Below are 17,921 nucleotides of genomic sequence, written 5' to 3'. Positions count from 1 at the left end.
CTCTATGAGTCAAACGGACGAATATCGTTTTCAAGTGAATTTGGGCGGCATGATTGATATTTTGGCCAATCATTTATATAGCAGTCCACGAGTGTTTATACGTGAAATACTGCAAAATGCAACAGATGCGATCACAGCTCGCAAGGAGCTGGGGAAGGCTGCTGCTGAAAGTAAACCATTGAAAGAAGACAATACTCTTGGAGATACAGCTTTTGAGAGTAACGACTATGAAGGCAAAGTCATCGTGGAGCTATCCGGTGCCGGGGACCAGCAGGTATTGATGATTCAGGATAACGGGATTGGATTGTCGGAAGAAGACATTCACCGGTTTCTGTCGATCATCGGGCAGTCTTCCAAGAAGGGAGCTGACTTGCTGACCTCGGAGACTTCATTTATCGGGCGTTTTGGGATTGGTTTACTGTCTTGTTTTATGGTGAGCGATGAGATTGTAGTACTGACCCGTTCGGTGAAGGAAGGCGTCTCTATGGAATGGAAAGGGAAGCCGGATGGGACATATACAATTCGTCGATTAGAGACCCAATTGCCTACAGGGACGCAAATTTATTTGCGCTGCAAGCCAGGGAGCGAGTTTTATTATGAGCCAGCTCAGGTGAAAGATTCTTTATTTTATTATGGAGCCTTGCTTCCCTATCCTGTCCTGCTGTCTGTAGACGGGGAGACCAAGCAGGTCAATCTTCCATCGACAAGCTGGATGCAAGACCCGGAACAATTACGGAGCCGCCGCGGTGAGGTGCTGGATTTAGGCTATCGTCTGATGGGTGAGCGCTTCAGTGATTTTATACCGCTACGGACAGCATCGGGTAGAACAGGCGGGATTGCATTCATTTTGCCTCGCAGTGTTAATCTGAACAGCAAGCGGCTGCATCGGGTGTACTTGAAGCATATGCTCGTGTCTGACAAAGCGGAAAATGTATTGCCAGAATGGGCATTTTTCATTAAAAGCCTGATTTGGACAGATGAATTGCAACCAACGGCATCACGTGAATATTTTTATGAAAATGAGCAGCTTGATGCGGTTCGTTCTGAATTGGGGACCTGTATTCGCGAAGAACTGCTACGCATGGCGGAATATGAGCCAGACCGCTTGCAGCACTGGATTCGTTTGCATGAGCTGTCCATGAAGGCGCTCGCGGTTGAGGATGATGAGTTTCTGCGGATTATGCATCGCTGGTTTTCCTTCGAAAGTACATTTGGGCGGCGCGAGCTGAGTGAACTGATCCGAGAGGCGGGCGGACGTCCGCTCCATTACACGGCGACCGTGGATGAGTATCGCCAGATTACGCATGTGGCGGCAGCGCAATCGATGCTGGTGATCAATGGCGGATATATCTATGATGCAGAAATTTTGGATAAGCTGCACTGGATCGACGCTACCCTGCAAACAGAGCGACTCAGCCCTGAGGATGTATCTTTATCATTTACCGGACTGACGCAGGAAGAGCACACAAAGTATTACGGTGTGCTGCGTGTGATGGATGCTGCATTGCAGCCAATGCGTTGCCGTGCTGAGTTGAAGCGTTTTGAGCCTGCGAGCCTGCCTGTGCTTTACACCATTTCACAGGATGCACTAACCTTGCGCTCCATGGAACACACAGTTGAAGAGACAACTTCACTTTTTTCCAATGTGCTAGATAGTCTAAAAGCGGGAGTCCAGCAGAACGCGGGCTACTCGACCTTGTATTTTAATTTCAACAACCCGGTAGTGGCGCGAATTTTTGAAGCTACTGATACACAGATGATTACGGCTGCCACAGAAATGATGTATGTGAATGCACTTATGATGGGTCACTATCCGATGAACCGCAGTGAGCTGGAGCTGATGAACCGGAGTGTGCTGCATTTTATCAATTGGGGATTAGGGAACGGACAGAATACGTAATTGCGTAATAAAGGAGGATTCAAATGGAAGAGACGATATATGAATTGATGGAGCAGGCGCAGGATATGCCCGGAGGGGCGGCGAAGCTGGCGATTCTGGAAGAGGCTGTTCGCTTGGCGGATACTTCAGGTTTGAAGGAGCTCGCTTATGAAATTCGGGGAGAGATTGTAGACTGTGCTATTTTTAACGGATATCCATTGAAATCACTGATTGCTTTTTCATGGCAGCTGGGTCAATTTGACCAAAATCCAGAGGAGTACGACCCCGTTGAGCTGTTGTGGAACTACAAATGGATACTCGGGAAGGTGTGCAGCTTTTCCAATATATCGAAGACTCAAATCGAAGATTTGGTGGAGGATATGCGCAGACGTTATGCCGAATACGGGTATAATGAGCGTCCATATTACTATTATAAGTTCCGCATCGCGATGGACATGGGGGAACTGGATGAAGCACGGCGGTATCTGGATATGTTCCGCGTGATTGAGCCAGACAGTATGAGTGATTGTGAAGCCTGTGAGCAGAGCCAGATGGTGCGCTTCTATTATTTGACCGGGGAAGACGAGCAGGCGCTTGCCGTGGCAAAACCGATTTTATCGGGACGGATGAGATGTGCAGAAGTACCGCATGTGACGCTCTCGCAGGTGCTATTGCCGCTGTATCGTCAAGGCGAGGTTGATCAGGCGAAGGAGCAGTATCGCAAAGGCTATCGCCTGGTGCGTGATGACCGTGACTTCCTGAAAACGATCGCAGAGCATATTGAGTATTTGACGGTTGCAAATCCGATTGAAGGCATCGGAGTGGTGGAACGTCATTTGCACATCGCATTGGACTATGAGAGCGGATTGGAGCAAATGTATTTTTACGCAGCGATGGTGGGGTTGCTGCAAAAGCTGGATACTTCGAGCAAACTTCGTTTGATTCGGATGCCTGCATCTTTTGAATGGGGCAAACAGGAACGTACGTTAGAAGAGATCATTGCGTATTTTAAACCTCTGGCAGAGTCAGCAGCAGCCGAATTTGATCGACGGAATGGGAATACATTTTATTCGGATTGGATCGGGAGGATCGTTCAACCCGCGTAGAAGAACAGGCATCTGGGATGAATATTTTATACAGCCCAAACAATGAACGAGTACAATGTTCTTGTTTGAAATGACAGGAGGGATTAGATCGTGACTATGACCCAGAAGGTGATTAATTTTGCACATCGCGGAGCTTCAGGGGTATGTCCTGAAAATACGATGGCGGCTTTCCGCCATGCGTTAGAACTGGGAGCAACGGGTATTGAAACGGATGTGCAGCGTACCCAAGATGGGCATTTGGTGCTGATTCACGATGAGTCACTGGAGCGCACGACAGGTTGCCCACTAGATGTAAAAGATATCACGCAGGAAGAATTAAATAAACTGGATGCAGGCAGTTGGTTTGATGAGAAATTCCGAGGCGAGCGGGTACCGATGCTGGATGAGTTACTGGAACTGGCCCAGTCCTCGGATACCATTATTAATCTGGAATTGAAAAATAGTGTTCATCTCTATCCAGGGATGGAGGAAGAGGTTATTGCCGCTGTGAAGCGTTTCGGATTGGAAGAGCGGGTGATCTTATCCAGCTTCAATCACGAATCGCTCGCGCTCTGTGCGCAGATAGCCCCTGAGATCAAGACAGGAGCGCTGTATATTGAAATTATGGTTCGCCCATCGGAATATGCAACCCAATTCGGGGTTACAGCACTTCATGCCTATAAGCAAGTGGTTACACCAGAAGCTGTGTCTGAGGCCTTGGCATTAGGTGTCGTCTACCACCCATGGACGGTGAATGAGCCGGAAGAAATGGAGCGTCTGCTGGAGGCTGGAGTGAACGGCATCATTACAGACTACCCAGATCGATTGGCGCACATTCTAGCTGTCCACTCTTCTTAAGAGGAAGGCGCAGCAAAACTACACTACTACTAGAGATTGTACGGAAATAGTAGTAGAAATGTATTGAATGAAAAAAGACTCTCCTACGTACTCGCTTTCACGAGACAAGGAGAGTCTTTTTTTGCTTGAGCCGAAGAGAATATGATCACGACAATTTTGATCCCGTTCTATTTGATGCCAAGTCTCATACGATAGCTGAACAGGATATCCAGTGTTCTGCCTTCAAAATGATTCTCTACCAGCTTCACGAAGCGAGCTATATCGTCATCAAGTGTTCGATTGCCAAGTTTGAAAAGACTCTGAATCCCCCCTTGGCTAAGAGCGAGCCCAGTATAACGGTCTGCGTCACATTGCTCACGATTGTGGAAGACAATCTCCCGAGTATAGCGAAATTGTCCGCTGCGTTGCAGATTAGCTAGATGCTGATCCTTGCTCCATTTATGAGCCTGTTGCTCTACAGGAGCTTCCTGTTCCAAAGTGGCATCTGCTTTGGTGATAAGCTCTGTATAAGCTTGCTCGATCTGCCATTGCAGCACTGGAGGCCAGTCACAGTCAAAGGCTGCAAACACACCGCCTTGAGCCAAGACCCTGCCTGCTTCCTGAAGCGTGCTCTCGGGGTCCATCCAGTGAAAGGATTGAGAGCAGGTAATGACGTCCACAGTGCTGTCCTCAAAGGGCAGGTTGTTGGAGAACCCGCTCTCGAAGGAAATAGCTCCTGCCATTGTCGTTCCTGCTCTCTCCAGCTTGCGCTGCGCTATTCCTCTCATGTCCGGGTTAGGCTCGATGCCGACGATTCGCTGAGCGCTGTCTTTCCATATGAAAGTTGAAAGTCCGGTACCGCAGCCAATATCGGCAACTAGCTCTACGTTCCGATCCAGATAGCGGCTGATGATTTCCACCACGAGTGATGGCGCTTCTGGACGGTGCTGATCGTAGTTGTCGGCAAAGCCATTGAAACGATCCACATTACTTTGCAGATTTCCCTCAGGAATCATAGGGTCTTTTCCTCCTTAGCTTCGGCCGGGCGACCGAACAAATTCCGATGTTCTGTACTCTTACATTGTACAAGTTTATGTGCTTAACCAGCTACTTTTGTGTTTTCACAACATCATCGGATTTCGGTGGAGGAAAGTCTCCTATTTTATCATTGAAGCAAGCGCCCACTCACGCATCATGGAGTCAAGCATTGGACGCAAATCTTCGCGCTGCATGCCCATGTGGAGCACCGCCTCCAGATAGCCGGCTTTATCACCAATATCATAGCGTGTGCCCTCCAGCTCCAATGCGAGCAGTTGGTTCTGCAATGCTACTTGATGCAGAGCATCTGTCAATTGGTATTCACCGCCCGCTCCAGTCGACATGTTCTCTAATATGGAGAAAATAGAAGGCTCCAATACATAGCGACCAATGACGGCCTGTCGCGAAGGAGCATCTGCTGGAGCGGGTTTTTCAACAAGCCCGCCGACTTCATGAATAAGACCATTCTGGCGGATAGAGTCAATAATGCCGTATTTACTTACATCCTGTTCTTCCACTGTACGCACGCCGACCACTTGCTTGCCAGTGGCTTCGTAAACATCCATCATTTGACGAATCGCCGGAGTGGAGGAATTCATAATATCATCGCCCAGTAACACGGCGAAGGGCTCATCGCCAATGAACTGACGTGCGCAGCGTACCGCGTGCCCCAAGCCGAGCGGCTCTTTTTGACGGATATAGTGAATGACTGCTTTGCCCCCGATGCTTTGTACTTCACGCAGGAGATCATATTTACCCTTGCTCTCCAGTACTTGCTCCAGCTCTACGGACTTGTCAAAATGGTCTTCGATGGCTTTTTTATTACGTCCCGTAACGATAATGATGCTCTCAATTCCGGACTTGATGGCTTCTTCTACGATATATTGAATCGCTGGTTTGTCTACGATGGGAAGCATTTCTTTCGGTAAAGCTTTCGTAGCTGGCAAAAAACGGGTACCTAAACCGGCGGCAGGAATAACGGCTTTTGTAATTTTTCTCATAGGGACTCACTTTCCTTTCGGGATGGGGAACCGAATACCCAGTATCGGCTCCCGATATAATTGATGATCATTCCGGCTGCAGTGGCGATCAGCTTGCCTAAAGCAAGCGGCAGCTCGGTTTCAGTTTGAAGCACTTGCAATAATAAGGATGTTATCCCCAATACGATGAGGTTGATCACGATAAATTTGAGTAATTGACTTTTATTTGTGTTTTTTTCTCGTTGTTTGCCGAATGTCCATTTGCTGTTCAAAATATAACTGTTGGCTGTGCCGCAGCTGTACGAAATGATCTGCGCCACCACGACCGGCACTCCGGTCCAAGCCAGCAGCATGAAAATGATATAATCTACACCCGTATTCACCAGACCTACGATGCCAAATCGGATCATAGGAAGCAACTGGGCTATGCGACTATTCATGGATTAGGCTCCATGGCCGGATTTGGGTCCAGTATATGCCGCGCTGTTGCCGCGTACTGTACGTGCACCCGAAATCAGGCTGTCACGGGCTCCTTGCATGTACAGGGAGTCGCGTTGTTTAGGAACATTCATAGCATGCGTCGGACCGTTATCGTATTGTCCACCCAAACGCTCACGGACAATGTAGAGCGGACGCGCTTTGGTTTCGTCATAAATCCGCCCAATATATTCACCCATAATACCGAGGATAATCAGAATCACCCCGTCGAAGATCAGGCTGATGCTAATCATGGATGACCAGCCTTTCATCACATAGGAATCGGTGAAAAGATTAAGAAACAATACGTACATCAGATACAGGAAGCCGGACATGGACAGAAGTGCGCCGATATATCCTGCCAGCTTGAGCGGCTTAATCGAAAAGGATGTGATCCCGTCGAGACTGAGCTTGATCATGCGTTTTAGCGGATACTTGGTTTCGCCTGCGAGCCGCTCATCGCGCTCATATTCAACAGCGGTTTGTTTAAAGCCGATCCAACTGACCAGACCGCGTACGAATCGGTTATTTTCCGGCAGCCGTTTCAATTCATCTATGACCTTGCGATCCATCAAACGGAAATCCCCGGTGTCGACTGGGATATTAATATCCGTTGATGCTTTAAGTACACGATAGAAGAGGCTGGCAGACCATTTCTTGAAACGAGTTTCGCCATTGCGTTTGAGCCGTTTGGCGTAGACGACTTCATAGCCTTCCTTCCACTTGTTAGCCATCTCAACAATCAGCTCCGGTGGGTCCTGGAGGTCGGCGTCAATGACGACGACCGCCTCTCCCACCGCATAATCCATCCCGGCGGTAATTGCTAGCTGATGACCAAAGTTGCGAGAGAAATCAATCAATACAATCGTGTCATCTCTGAGACTGAATTCCTTGATGAGCTGGACGCTGCGGTCCGAACTTCCATCATTGACGAAGATCAGCTCATAGGGCTCACCCATTGAGCCCATGACTTGTTTCAGCCTCCGATAGGTTTCCGTAATAACGGCTTCCTCGTTGTACATTGGGATAACTATGGAATAACGGATGGGTTCACTCATTCGTAGTTCCTCCTCATTTATAATGTGATTTCGTATAAAGTACCGCTTCCGCCACGCTCGTCTCCGCCAGGTCCGCCTTGGCCATCCTGAGCGCTCGCATTGCTGTTTGTGGCGTCGTTTCCGCTGTCGGTTGCTTTCACTGCTGTACTTGTTTCTTCTGTTGTTGTTTTCCATACATCTGTAGGGATTACTTTGCCGTGTTCCTTGATCCATGCATTGACTTCGGAGTTGCCGCCGTCCGGTCCACCGCCGCCACCAGAAATCATAAAGTATTTCACTTGCCCACTTTCAACCAGCGCCTTGATTTTATCGACGGTATAGACCGGATCGGAAGACACAAAACCGTTCATAATAATTACCTTTTGTCCGGCTTCGATCAGGTAAGGAGCGGCTGTTGAATAATTACTTGCTGCGAAAAGATAGGTTTCACCTGTATTGTTTTTTTGTAAGTAGCTCAACGTTTTTTGATCTAAACTTTGACTGCCATTCGGTCCTCCCATTCCTCTGGAGCGGGTAGAAGATCTCTGTTCCGTGTCAGTACTTGTTTGTGTGCTTGAAGTATTTCCGTCAGAGCTGGAATTGTCTGCATTATTGTTCTGGTTATTCGCTTGTATTCCTTCAGCTTGTTGTCCATTGAAACCTGAACCTCTGTTGCCGTCATTGCGGCCTGTCATTCCGCCACCGCCGCCGCCAAATTGAGTCGGTCCAGCTTGTGGAATCATGCTGTTCCCCCCGTAGACGATTGGTGTCAATGCCCAGTACACAGGGCCGATAAACATAGCAAGTACACTTGCGATAATGGCATATCTTGTGAACTTCTCAGATTTCATTCGTGCTACCACCAGGAGTGCTGTGCCGATGATCCCTAGGATTAATACCGCGATGGACCAGCCGCTACCGATGGTGTCGTTGTAATTTTGTAGAATGAACCAGCTAAATACCGATGTTGCCAATACTGCCACGGGTAACAGCCAGGAGAGCCAGTTGGAACGCTCACGATACTGCTGCCACAATTCTACGAACCCTGCTCCAAAGAGCGCTGCAATCGGTGGTGCAAGCATAATCAGGTAATAATGATGGAAGAAACCTGCTACGCTGAAAAATGAAGCTACGGGAATCAACCAGGCGAGCCAGAAGATAACCTCTTTATATTTCTGTGTGATATTACGGCGTCGAATACCGGCAAGCAAGCCGATAGATGCAATGATTACGAACGGAAGTAGCCAGCTGGCTTGGCCTGATAGGGAAGATTGGAACAACCGCAAAGGCCCCTTTTCACCAGTACCGAACATGCCGCCACCGGAATTTCCACCCGGGCCACCACCAGGACCACCCTGTCCGTCTCCACCAGGAGCGCCTTGTCCGTTCCCCCCGAATCCGCCTGGGGGCATTTGACCACCTGCACCAGGTCCGCCTGCTGTCATGTTGTTGGCACCAGAATCATCTGTAGTGGTAGTGCTGTTGGATGATGGAGTCGTCTGGATCTGATCTGTGTTCGTATTGTTGCTGTTCGTTGCAACGTTGTTGTTCTGCTCTGAGCGTTGACCGCCACGATTTCCACCTGTTCCCTGATCTCCTGTCAGGCGGGACAGGCCGTTATAACCGAAGGCCAAATTCAGTACAGAGTTGGTTCCGCTACTCCCCATATAAGGACGCTCATCGGCTGGAGTGGAGTCCACTATGACTGCCCAAGAGAGCGATACAATCAAGAGGACTACTGCCGAGCCTGCCAACGTAATTGCTTTACGTTTCCAGTTAAACTTGGAAGCTAGCAGATAGAACAGGCCCAACGCCGGAACGATCATATAGGCTTGCAACATTTTTTCGTTAAAAGCGACGCCGACGACTGCGAAAGCTGCCAGGATCAACCCGGTTTTGCTATTTTTAAGGCCTCTGAACAACAGCCAGGTTGCGAGCAATAATGTGAAGACCAACATAGCGTCAATGTTATTCGTGCGGCTAACCGCTACGGCTATCGGTGTCGTTGCCATGGCGAAGGCAGCCAGGCGTGCGGCCAGTGTACCAAAGCTCGGTTTGACGAGTAAGTAGATGAGCAAGACCGATCCGACCTGAGCCAGCGCCTGTGGCAGGATTACGCTCCATCCGTGAAGCCCGAATATATAGGCGCTCAACGTCTGAATCCAGAACACCACTGGCGGTTTGTCTACCGTTACCGATCCTGCAGAATCAAGTGAGGCGAAAAAGAAATTGTGAAAGCTCTGCAGCATACTTGCTACCGCCGTCGTGTAGTAGGTGTTCACGTACTTGTCTTGCCAGATGTTGTATCCGTTCAAAAATGCGGATATCAGCATAATGATGATCAGGGGGATGTCCGCCCTGGTCTTGAACCATTTTTTAATCATGTTCATTCCACTCCCTGTGAAAATTTCTTTGTCTTTATTCCGTTGTTCTAGCCGCTATCTTCAGGACTGCGGAATGACCAGTCGCTTCCGATCTTGGCCCGGTGAACTACCGGCTTGCTATTATCATGCCATACGTACCTTAATGAGTTCTGAGCGCTCCCTGAACGTTAGCTGAAAGCTGAGATGAGGTGCTTTTTTTACGGCAGGATTCAGGTATATTAGATACAGGTAAAAAATGAACCGACTTTTAATGTGAGAAAAATGAGCCAATATGAAAGGGAAGATTAATGATGAATCCAATACACGGAGTTAAGATTATGCTGGCAGACGATGAGCCTCATATTTTGCAATTTTTAGAGCTTGGACTGATTAATGAAGGGTATGAAGTCAGAACCGCCGAGAACGGGAGTGATGCGCTCGAACTGGCTAGAGAGTTTCGTCCGCATGTAGCGGTGCTGGATGTGATGATGCCTGAAATGAACGGTTTTGAGGTATGCCAAAGTCTCAAGGAGACAGAGGATAACATCGCAGTCATTATGCTGACAGCCAAGGATGATGTGGATGATCGGGTAAAAGGGCTCAAGCTCGGCGCGGATGATTATATCGTAAAGCCCTTCAGTTTTAATGAACTGCTGGCTCGCATCGAAGCGCGTTTGCGAAATCAGTTCCCAGACCTGTTGGGGGAAGTGGTTCACGGACCCTTTCAAGTGGATGACCGACGGAAGGAGATTCGCTATCAGAACCAGGTACTGGAGTTATCGCCTACCGAATACGAACTATTGAAGTTTCTGGTGTTGAATCACGGAATTGTGCTGAGTAAAAGTCGTATTTTGGACCGAGTCTGGGGGTATGATTTTGGGGGCGAGGATAATATTGTGGAAGTGTATATTCGCTCCTTACGTGAAAAACTCAAAGATAAGGAGCATCGGGTCATTCGGACGCTGCGTGGTGTTGGGTACCGAGTGGATTTGTTATGAAGGCGGGAGGGAAAAGTCGGAGAAAATATGCGCTTCGTTCTCTCCGGTCCCAGCTTTTGGCCAGAACCTTACTCATTTTGGCTTTATTGCTCGTATTGATCGGTTTTCTCCAATACTTTCTAATGAAAGATTTTTTGTATCGCAGTCGCGCGGAAGCTATGGATACACAGCTGAATTCAATTCCTGCCGACTTATTGATTAAGGATTCGCAGGAAAAGAGCGGAGCTGGGGTCACCGTTCCTCAAGGTGAGACCAATCGGAGAAGTAATCGACCGGGACCGTTTCTGTTTTGGCCGGATATGTCGCTTGCTTCTATAGGTATAGACGGCACCTTCCAGAGCTTGTCCAATGAAAATGGACTTAAACCGCCGCGCCTCACCACTCAGCAGTATCAAGCAATGCAGCAGAGCAAGCGCATGCGTCACGGCTATCAATTAATTACGGATGCTCAGGGAAAAGAGCAGCTGGTTGTGTTTCGCCCACTCGGACCACCAGACCGTTCGTCAGGGTTACTTCAAATGGGCGTATCCACGAATTCTATGCAGGCGCAGTTGATCAATCAACTCCGCACCTTTATTTTATTGTCCCTGATTGCACTTGCGATTGGTTTAGCACTTATGCTTCCTGTGCTTCGCCGCACATTGGTGCCCCTTTCCAGAATGGTCGAGGCAGTCAAACGTATTGATGCGGGCAATTTGGACGAGCGCTTTGACGCAGAGCAGGGTCAGTATGAGGTAGATCGCTTGGCAGTTTCATTTAATGGAATGCTGGAGCGGTTGGAGCATTCTTTTGCTGCCGAGCGGGAATTGCAGATGCAAATGCGACGATTTATTGCGGATGCCTCCCATGAACTGCGTACCCCGCTCACATCCATTCACGGTTTCTTGGAAGTGCTGCTTCGTGGAGCAGCATCCAATCCAAAGCAGCTCCAATCAGCACTAGAGAGTATGTATGGTGAATCCAAGCGGATGAATAAGCTTGTCTCTGATTTGCTATTGCTGGCTAAGCTGGATCGAACACCAGAGTTGAAGCTGGAAGACATATCGCTAGATGCATTGCTGCTGGAAATGAAACCGCAGCTCCTTATGCTGGCAGGCACACGTAAGGTAGTTTTTGATATGACAGCAGGTGTACGGGTATTGGCAGAAGGCGATAAGATCAAACAAGTCGTGCTTAACCTGTTTCACAATGCTGTTCAACATACCGATATGGAGAAGGGCGTGATCCATGTCAACCTATCGGCTGGTAAGAAACTGGTAGATATTCAAATTCGTGATAATGGACCCGGCATGGAGAAGGAACAGCTGGAGCGGATATTTGAGCGATTTTATCGTGGAGATGAATCGCGTACACGCAGCTCAGGTGGAGCGGGCCTTGGTCTGGCTATTACACAATCGATCGTGGAAGCTCACGGTGGGAGCATTACAGCTGAAAGCACACTGGGAACGGGAAGTGTATTTAAAGTAACGTTGCCTTTAGCAGGAACAGTATAGTATCGCAGATTATGGTCTAACATAAGAATAGCCCCCCGAACCGCGACTTTGGTTAAATAACGGCTCGGGGGGCTTTTTTAATTGTTAGTTAATCAGCGCAGCTTTTTGTAAAAGTACATGCAGCACCTTGGCAGATGCCTCACGTGTTGTAGGCGCATTCGGCTGGAAGTAGGAAGAGCCTTTGATCGTGGCTCCGTTAATAATACCTGCTGCACTTACTTTTTCAATACTGTCCTTGGCATAGCCTGCAAAGGATGAAGTATCATGGTACGGTGTGCGTGCAGGACCATCGGTTGCTGTTTTGATTTGAAGCAAGTCCACTGCTTTGCCCAGCACAACAGCAATTTCTTGACGACTGATATTTGCTTGCGGATCAAACTTGTCGTTATTGCGACCTGTAATCAATCCGGCCTCATAAGCGGCTGCCACATCCCCGGAATACCAGCTACCTGCCGGAATATCACTGAATGGTGCAGCAGTACCTGGTGTCAGGCCAAGTGCCCGGGTGATCAAGGCTGCAAATTCTGCACGCGTCACGTTTTGCTTCGGTGAGAATGTTGTGTCGGTTGTGCCGTTAATTAGCAACTTATTCGCTAGCGATCGAATTTCGGATTGGGCATACGACGATGAAATATCTTCAAAGCTAACAGGACGTGTCGCCGCTGCATACGTGGAGAAGCCTGGACGACTTACCTTAACAATGGTAGATCCATCAGCTTGCTTGGTGAAGACGGATGGAACAGGATAGACATTTCCATTCGCCGTATAGAGCACACCGGCTGTATTAGGATCAATTTGACCAGGTACGGTAAAGGATCGGCTAATGAACTGTCCTGGGGCCACTTTGAGCGGTTGATTCTTGCCACCAGTGACAACGTTGACCTCAAACCCTACCGGGGTGCCGATCACATTCGAGCCTTTAAGCTTGCTTGTAAATGTGCCACTCGCCTCTGCCTGGCTGCTGATAACCACTTCAATGCTTGCACCTTCAGGTGCATTTTTTAGAGCAGATACTGGCAAAGCCAGGGAAGAACCTGTATTGCTCACAATCAAGCTGCTTCCTGCTACCGCTTTGCCCAGCGTTGCCAGCTGTGACGAAGTGAGTGATGCTTTAGTCGTTTGGCCTGCTTGGCTAGTAGCCGATAATACGATAGCTGTCGGACTGGAGCCAGCTGCTGTCACGGTAGCCTGCAGATCTGCATCATCTACTGTCAGTGACTGTACATTATTGTTTAACGCAACGGCTGTAGGCACAGCTTTTACAGCTTGTCCTTGCTTCACTACGCTTTGCAGTGAAGGTGCAGATGTAGCGACAGGGGGGGATGTATTCGTTGCAGCAGAAGGTGTAGTATTACTTCTGCCACCACCTCCACCACCACCTCCGCCGCTACTAACACCGGATGCGGCACTATTATCCACACGGATCGATTTCGTGGCAGTGAACAGTTTAGGACCATCGGTATTACGTTCAACTTCTCCCTTTTCATTCAGTTCTGGAGAGCTGACTTCCAGCTTGTACACGCCATCCTTCAAGTGTTGAATAACGGGCTGACCGTTAGCATCCAGAACAGGCTTGCCATTGTCATCAAATTCAACATAACTTCCGTTAATCCCCTTAAAGGAATATGCGCCTTGTTTGAGGCGAGCGTTAGCTCCTTGTTCCTTCGTAGTGGCAATCCCATCAATCAGACCGATTAGCTTATCATCTAATCCGTATACATAGAGCGCGATCTGATTGGTTTTATCTGTGGTCAGACGGAAAGCCAAATCTGTTGTGCGCTCCGCACCTGTACGACTTGGATAAATAATCGGGTTCGTGAAAATTAGATCCTGCAAGCCGAAACCTGTCGTTGGATTTTCTTTGCCGACATGCACAACGAACGGAAGATGAAGTGTCGGCTGTCCAGCGCTTTTTAAAATAACCTCTCCTTCATATACACCTGTAGCTGCACTCGAACTTGGTTGTACAGACAGGAAAAACGGTTGTGACTTGCCAGGTTCTGCCGAGATGGCTCCATTCGCGCCAACACCCTGCAACTGAACGGCAATGTTGCTCACATCAGGGGTAGCAATAGGCTTAGTCGGATCAGAGGTGACATTATCATGTAAAACGTAGCTGGCTTCATACTGCACAGGGTTTGCGGATAAGTTTTTGAGCTGAAGCTGGATCTGCTTCGCATCACTACCCGGTCGTAACACCCCGAAGCTGGCGGAAGGATTGTAATTCACAACCTCCTGCCGATTAAAGTTCTTGTCAAGAATCGTAATCTTTTCAACGGTTTCCAGCAGGGCTGGAGTCTGAATCGCATTTGCAATGTTTACAAGACCTGCACCTTGGGAATACACATCATATTGGATTTTATCCTCATTAAAGAGTGTAACCGAAGTGTTTGCCAGAGCAGCGCGGATATCAAACGGTGTCCAGTTCGGATGCTGCTGCTTCAGCAGCACCGCAAGTCCAGCCACATGAGGAGATGCCATACTCGTTCCGTTGCTGCGTTTGTAAGCTTGCTCATAGGATGCATCCGGATAGAACTTGGCGAAGGCAGGGTACGTCGACAAAATGCCAACACCCGGTGCGCTTACGTCTGGCTTGATGCTCAGCAGTTCATCTCCATTGGGTCCACGGGAGCTAAAATCGGCCATGGTATTACCTGAATGATCTGTGCGAATATAGTCTGCACCAAAGGAAACGGAGAACTTCTCTCCAGCGTTGTCTACGATTTGTTTAGCCAGCGCGCGACCTTCCTTACCTTTCATGTCAAAGGTCGGAATAAAGTCAAAGCTGTCACCCAAATTGGAATTTACGTAGTCATCGCGACCTGAAATGCTTTCCCCTAAATCAGCCTTGGTGATGTCACCAGGTGTCGTATTTCCATTGAAAACAATGACGGCTTTCGCGCCGTTTTCTTTCGCATTTGCGATTTTATCCACGAACGCCAGGTTGCCCCGTGAAACGAGGACAATTTTGCCGGCTACGTCTTTTCCTTCAAAATCATCAGTTTGTCCCAAATTAGCATATACAAGCTCATAAGGGGCAGTTCCCATAACGGAGGCAAAATCCTCTCTGCCTGTCTCCCAGCCCATCAAATTAAAGTCGTAATGTGCATAGGTATCAGTAGTTACGGTTTTCTTTAATTCACTGTTGTCCTCCCAATAGGAGTCGCGTGTCACTGAGGCTGTGCCTGAGAAGCTCTTGCTCGGCGAAGTGGCTGCACCAACGGAAATCGCTAGCTGGGATGTTGCGGGAGAACCCATGGAATAAAAATAGGGTCCTTGTTGTGCAGCGTTACCGTTCGCGATGACCGCGACTACCCCGGAAAGTACCGCATTATTGATGGCAATGGCATCCGGGGAGTTGGGATCCTTTTCAGAATCTGAACCTAGCGACAGGTTGATGACATTCATGCCATCCTTGACAGCACGTTCAATACCGTCAATGACCTGAGCCGAGGAACCGGAGGAACGACCGGTCTTGGTATTGCGTCCAAGCACCTTATACACGTATAAGTCCGATTTATAGGCAATGCCTTTTTGTACAATATCCGAGGATTTATTTGCAGCTTTCCCGGCAATGGTACCGGAGACATGAGTACCATGTGTCGTTCCACTAAAACCTGTGCCGTACGGATCATTCTCTTTTTCAAGGAAAGGTTCCTCGTAAGGGTCGTTGTCCTGTTCAAAAGAGTCATATCCGCCTTTGTAGGCTTCTTTCAAATCTGGATGCTCATAATCGATACCGGTATCAATAACCCCGACCTTGATTCCCTCGCCATGCAATCCTTTGGCCCAGGCTTCAGGCACACCAATTTGGTCCAGTGGTGCGTTGTCATAAGTGGCTTCATTGGCTGTAAGTGTTGGCGGGTCCTGCACGGGGATGGAATAATACGTTTTGTTTTCGTGAATGGATTTAACACCTGGTAGTTTAGCTAATTCTGGAATTTTATTGGCTGGCACTGTAACCTCCAGTCCGTTAAGCACCGTATTGTACTGGTAATTCACTTGAAGGGAAATGCCGTGCTCAGCGGCTTGGTCTACGAACGTTGTTTGCTCGGTGGCGATCGCAGATTCGGCTTTTTGCTCGGATTGAGCGGTGAAAGCTTTGGCGCTTGAACGTGCGGCATATTTGTCCACAGCTAGGGGCTCACCATCAAGCTGTACGATGACTCTGACCTGACGAGAGGAGTCTGTGCTCAGCTCAGGTGAGATAAAGGCTGGAGCCGACTCAATAGTTAATGCTTCCTGAGCTTTTAAAAATGAGTCGATTGGCAGATCTGCAGTAGCGGCAGAACTGAAAGACGGTAGAGATAAGCTTACCGTCAAGGCAAGAGCGAGTGATACGACAGGTATTTTTTGCAAAATGATCGGCTTTTTCAAAGATTTCCCTCTTTTCAATCAAAATATGATATCTCTACATACTAGGATTTGAAGCCACTGCCGTTGTTCTCACGCCTCCCTTAATATCTAAAATAATAGAATTGACCACTGGTGACTAACTTGCCAGTTTTGAGGCATATCTTACCATATTGGTGGGATATATTACTATATGTTTTTTATATTTTTAGAAAAAATAAGGTTAACTTCACATATAGATTCCATGGAAATGTTATGAATTTACTAGATTATTTTTGAAATCAATCGAAGAGGAATGGGAGAATGCAAGATTTAATGATATAATCTGCATTGGAATTGTAGAGGTTACACAATCACGTAAAATGCTTAAGGTGAAGGAGTCGATTATGTTGGCAAAAACATTGATTTTTGGGCATAAAAATCCGGATACGGATACCATTTGCTCAGCTATTGCTTATGCAGACTTGAAAACCAAACTGGGCGCGGACGTAGAGCCGGTTCGTCTGGGCGAGGTTAACGGGGAAACGCAGTATGCGCTGGATTATTTCAAAGTGAGCGCGCCGCGTCTGGTTGAGCAGGTTGCTGCCGAAACAGACAGCGTCATTCTGGTCGATCATAATGAACGCCAGCAAAGCGCAACTGACATTGACAAGGTGCGCGTAACTGAAGTCATTGATCACCACCGGATCGCTAACTTTGAAACAAGCCAGCCGCTGTACTTCCGCGCTGAGCCAGTAGGTTGCACAGCCACCATTTTGAACAAGCTCTACAAGGAAAATGGTGTAGCCATTCCCAAAGAAATCGCAGGTCTGATGTTGTCCGCGATTATTTCTGATTCCCTGTTGTTCAAGTCCCCGACTTGCACAGATCAGGATGTAGCCGCTGCCCGCGAACTGGCTGAAATTGCTGGTGTGGATGCAGACCGTTACGGTTTTGACTTGCTTAAAGCGGGTGCTGATTTGAGTGGCCACACGATTGAGCAGTTAGTAAGCTTGGACGCCAAAGAATTCCAGATGAATGGACGCAAAGTGGAGATCGCACAAGTGAACGCAGTAGACGTAAACGACGTATTGTCCCGTCAAGCTGATCTGGAAGCTGCTTTGTCCCAAACCATTGCAGCCAAAAATCTTGATCTGTTCTTGTTCGTCGTAACAGACATTGTGAACAGTGATTCCATTGGTATTGCGCTGGGAAGCCAGGCTCAGGCAGTTGAAAAAGCCTACAATGTACAGTTGGATGACAACAAGGCTGTTCTGAAAGGCGTCGTATCGCGCAAATCGCAAATTGTACCTGTATTGACTGAAGCTTTTAACAGTTTGTAATGATAAAAAATAAGCCTCCTGAACCCGACTGCATGAGGGCAGTGGAAGCAGGAGGCTTA

Annotated in this window: 12 protein-coding genes; 6 read left to right on the top strand and 6 right to left on the bottom strand. The window is 48.2% G+C overall.

The window, feature by feature from the left end; translation table 11 throughout:
• Positions 1 to 4: 4 nt before the first annotated feature.
• The 3 genes from HFE01_RS15965 (at position 5) to HFE01_RS15955 (ending at position 3,822) form a co-directional block, all read left to right on the top strand.
• A complete protein-coding gene (locus tag HFE01_RS15965; protein WP_016820229.1) occupies positions 5 to 1,900 on the top strand; it encodes an HSP90 family protein in 1,896 nt (631 codons plus the stop codon).
• Between the two features lie 23 nt (positions 1,901 to 1,923).
• Positions 1,924 to 2,985 (top strand): hypothetical protein, encoded by a 1,062-nt coding sequence (locus tag HFE01_RS15960; protein ID WP_016820230.1) that lies wholly within the window; start codon positions 1,924 to 1,926, stop codon positions 2,983 to 2,985.
• A 90-nt stretch (positions 2,986 to 3,075) separates the two neighbouring features.
• Positions 3,076 to 3,822 carry a glycerophosphodiester phosphodiesterase gene (locus HFE01_RS15955; protein ID WP_107734475.1) on the top strand — a complete coding sequence of 249 codons (747 nt, stop codon included), beginning with the start codon at positions 3,076 to 3,078 and terminating at the stop codon, positions 3,820 to 3,822.
• A gap of 167 nt (positions 3,823 to 3,989) precedes the next feature.
• Here the strand turns inward: HFE01_RS15955 and HFE01_RS15950 are convergent, their stop codons facing one another.
• From HFE01_RS15950 to HFE01_RS15930, 5 genes are all read right to left on the bottom strand, one after another.
• Entirely contained in the window at positions 3,990 to 4,817 is an 828-nt protein-coding gene (locus tag HFE01_RS15950; protein ID WP_107734476.1) for a class I SAM-dependent methyltransferase, read from the bottom strand.
• 141 nt (positions 4,818 to 4,958) lie between these two features.
• Positions 4,959 to 5,840 carry a UTP--glucose-1-phosphate uridylyltransferase GalU gene (gene galU, locus HFE01_RS15945; protein WP_017425700.1) on the bottom strand — a complete coding sequence of 294 codons (882 nt, stop codon included), beginning with the start codon at positions 5,838 to 5,840 and terminating at the stop codon, positions 4,959 to 4,961.
• Positions 5,837 to 6,259 carry a GtrA family protein gene (locus HFE01_RS15940; protein WP_107734477.1) on the bottom strand — a complete coding sequence of 141 codons (423 nt, stop codon included), beginning with the start codon at positions 6,257 to 6,259 and terminating at the stop codon, positions 5,837 to 5,839. The genes galU and HFE01_RS15940 overlap by 4 nt, the downstream gene beginning before the upstream one ends.
• Before the next feature lie 3 nt (positions 6,260 to 6,262).
• Complete coding sequence (locus tag HFE01_RS15935; RefSeq protein WP_107734478.1) at positions 6,263 to 7,354, bottom strand: glycosyltransferase family 2 protein; 1,092 nt, start codon at positions 7,352 to 7,354, stop codon at positions 6,263 to 6,265.
• Between the two features lie 17 nt (positions 7,355 to 7,371).
• A complete protein-coding gene (locus HFE01_RS15930; RefSeq protein WP_107734479.1) occupies positions 7,372 to 9,717 on the bottom strand; it encodes a glycosyltransferase family 39 protein in 2,346 nt (781 codons plus the stop codon).
• Between the two features lie 290 nt (positions 9,718 to 10,007).
• Between HFE01_RS15930 and HFE01_RS15925 the strand changes: the two genes are divergently transcribed.
• Both HFE01_RS15925 and HFE01_RS15920 read left to right on the top strand, forming a co-directional pair.
• The gene (locus HFE01_RS15925) at positions 10,008 to 10,694 is read left to right on the top strand and encodes a response regulator transcription factor (RefSeq protein ID WP_025363783.1); all 687 of its coding nucleotides are present in this window, start codon (positions 10,008 to 10,010) and stop codon (positions 10,692 to 10,694) included.
• Positions 10,691 to 12,187 (top strand): sensor histidine kinase, encoded by a 1,497-nt coding sequence (locus tag HFE01_RS15920; protein WP_107734480.1) that lies wholly within the window; start codon positions 10,691 to 10,693, stop codon positions 12,185 to 12,187. Before HFE01_RS15925 ends, HFE01_RS15920 begins: the two co-directional genes overlap by 4 nt.
• A gap of 84 nt (positions 12,188 to 12,271) precedes the next feature.
• On the opposite strand, the gene HFE01_RS15915 is transcribed toward HFE01_RS15920, so the two are convergent.
• Positions 12,272 to 16,564: a S8 family serine peptidase gene (locus tag HFE01_RS15915; RefSeq protein WP_167438548.1), complete on the bottom strand. Its 4,293-nt coding sequence runs from the start codon at positions 16,562 to 16,564 to the stop codon at positions 12,272 to 12,274.
• A gap of 362 nt (positions 16,565 to 16,926) precedes the next feature.
• Here HFE01_RS15915 and HFE01_RS15910 point away from each other — a divergent pair, with 362 nt between their 5' ends.
• Positions 16,927 to 17,862 carry a manganese-dependent inorganic pyrophosphatase gene (locus HFE01_RS15910; protein WP_016820240.1) on the top strand — a complete coding sequence of 312 codons (936 nt, stop codon included), beginning with the start codon at positions 16,927 to 16,929 and terminating at the stop codon, positions 17,860 to 17,862.
• Positions 17,863 to 17,921: the final 59 nt, after the last annotated feature.

Source organism: Paenibacillus sp. EKM10P (assembly GCF_011800655.1).
Taxonomy (GTDB): domain Bacteria; phylum Bacillota; class Bacilli; order Paenibacillales; family Paenibacillaceae; genus Paenibacillus; species Paenibacillus polymyxa.
Note: the sequence above shows the minus strand (reverse complement) of the source record. Positions and strands in the feature narration are given on the sequence as shown.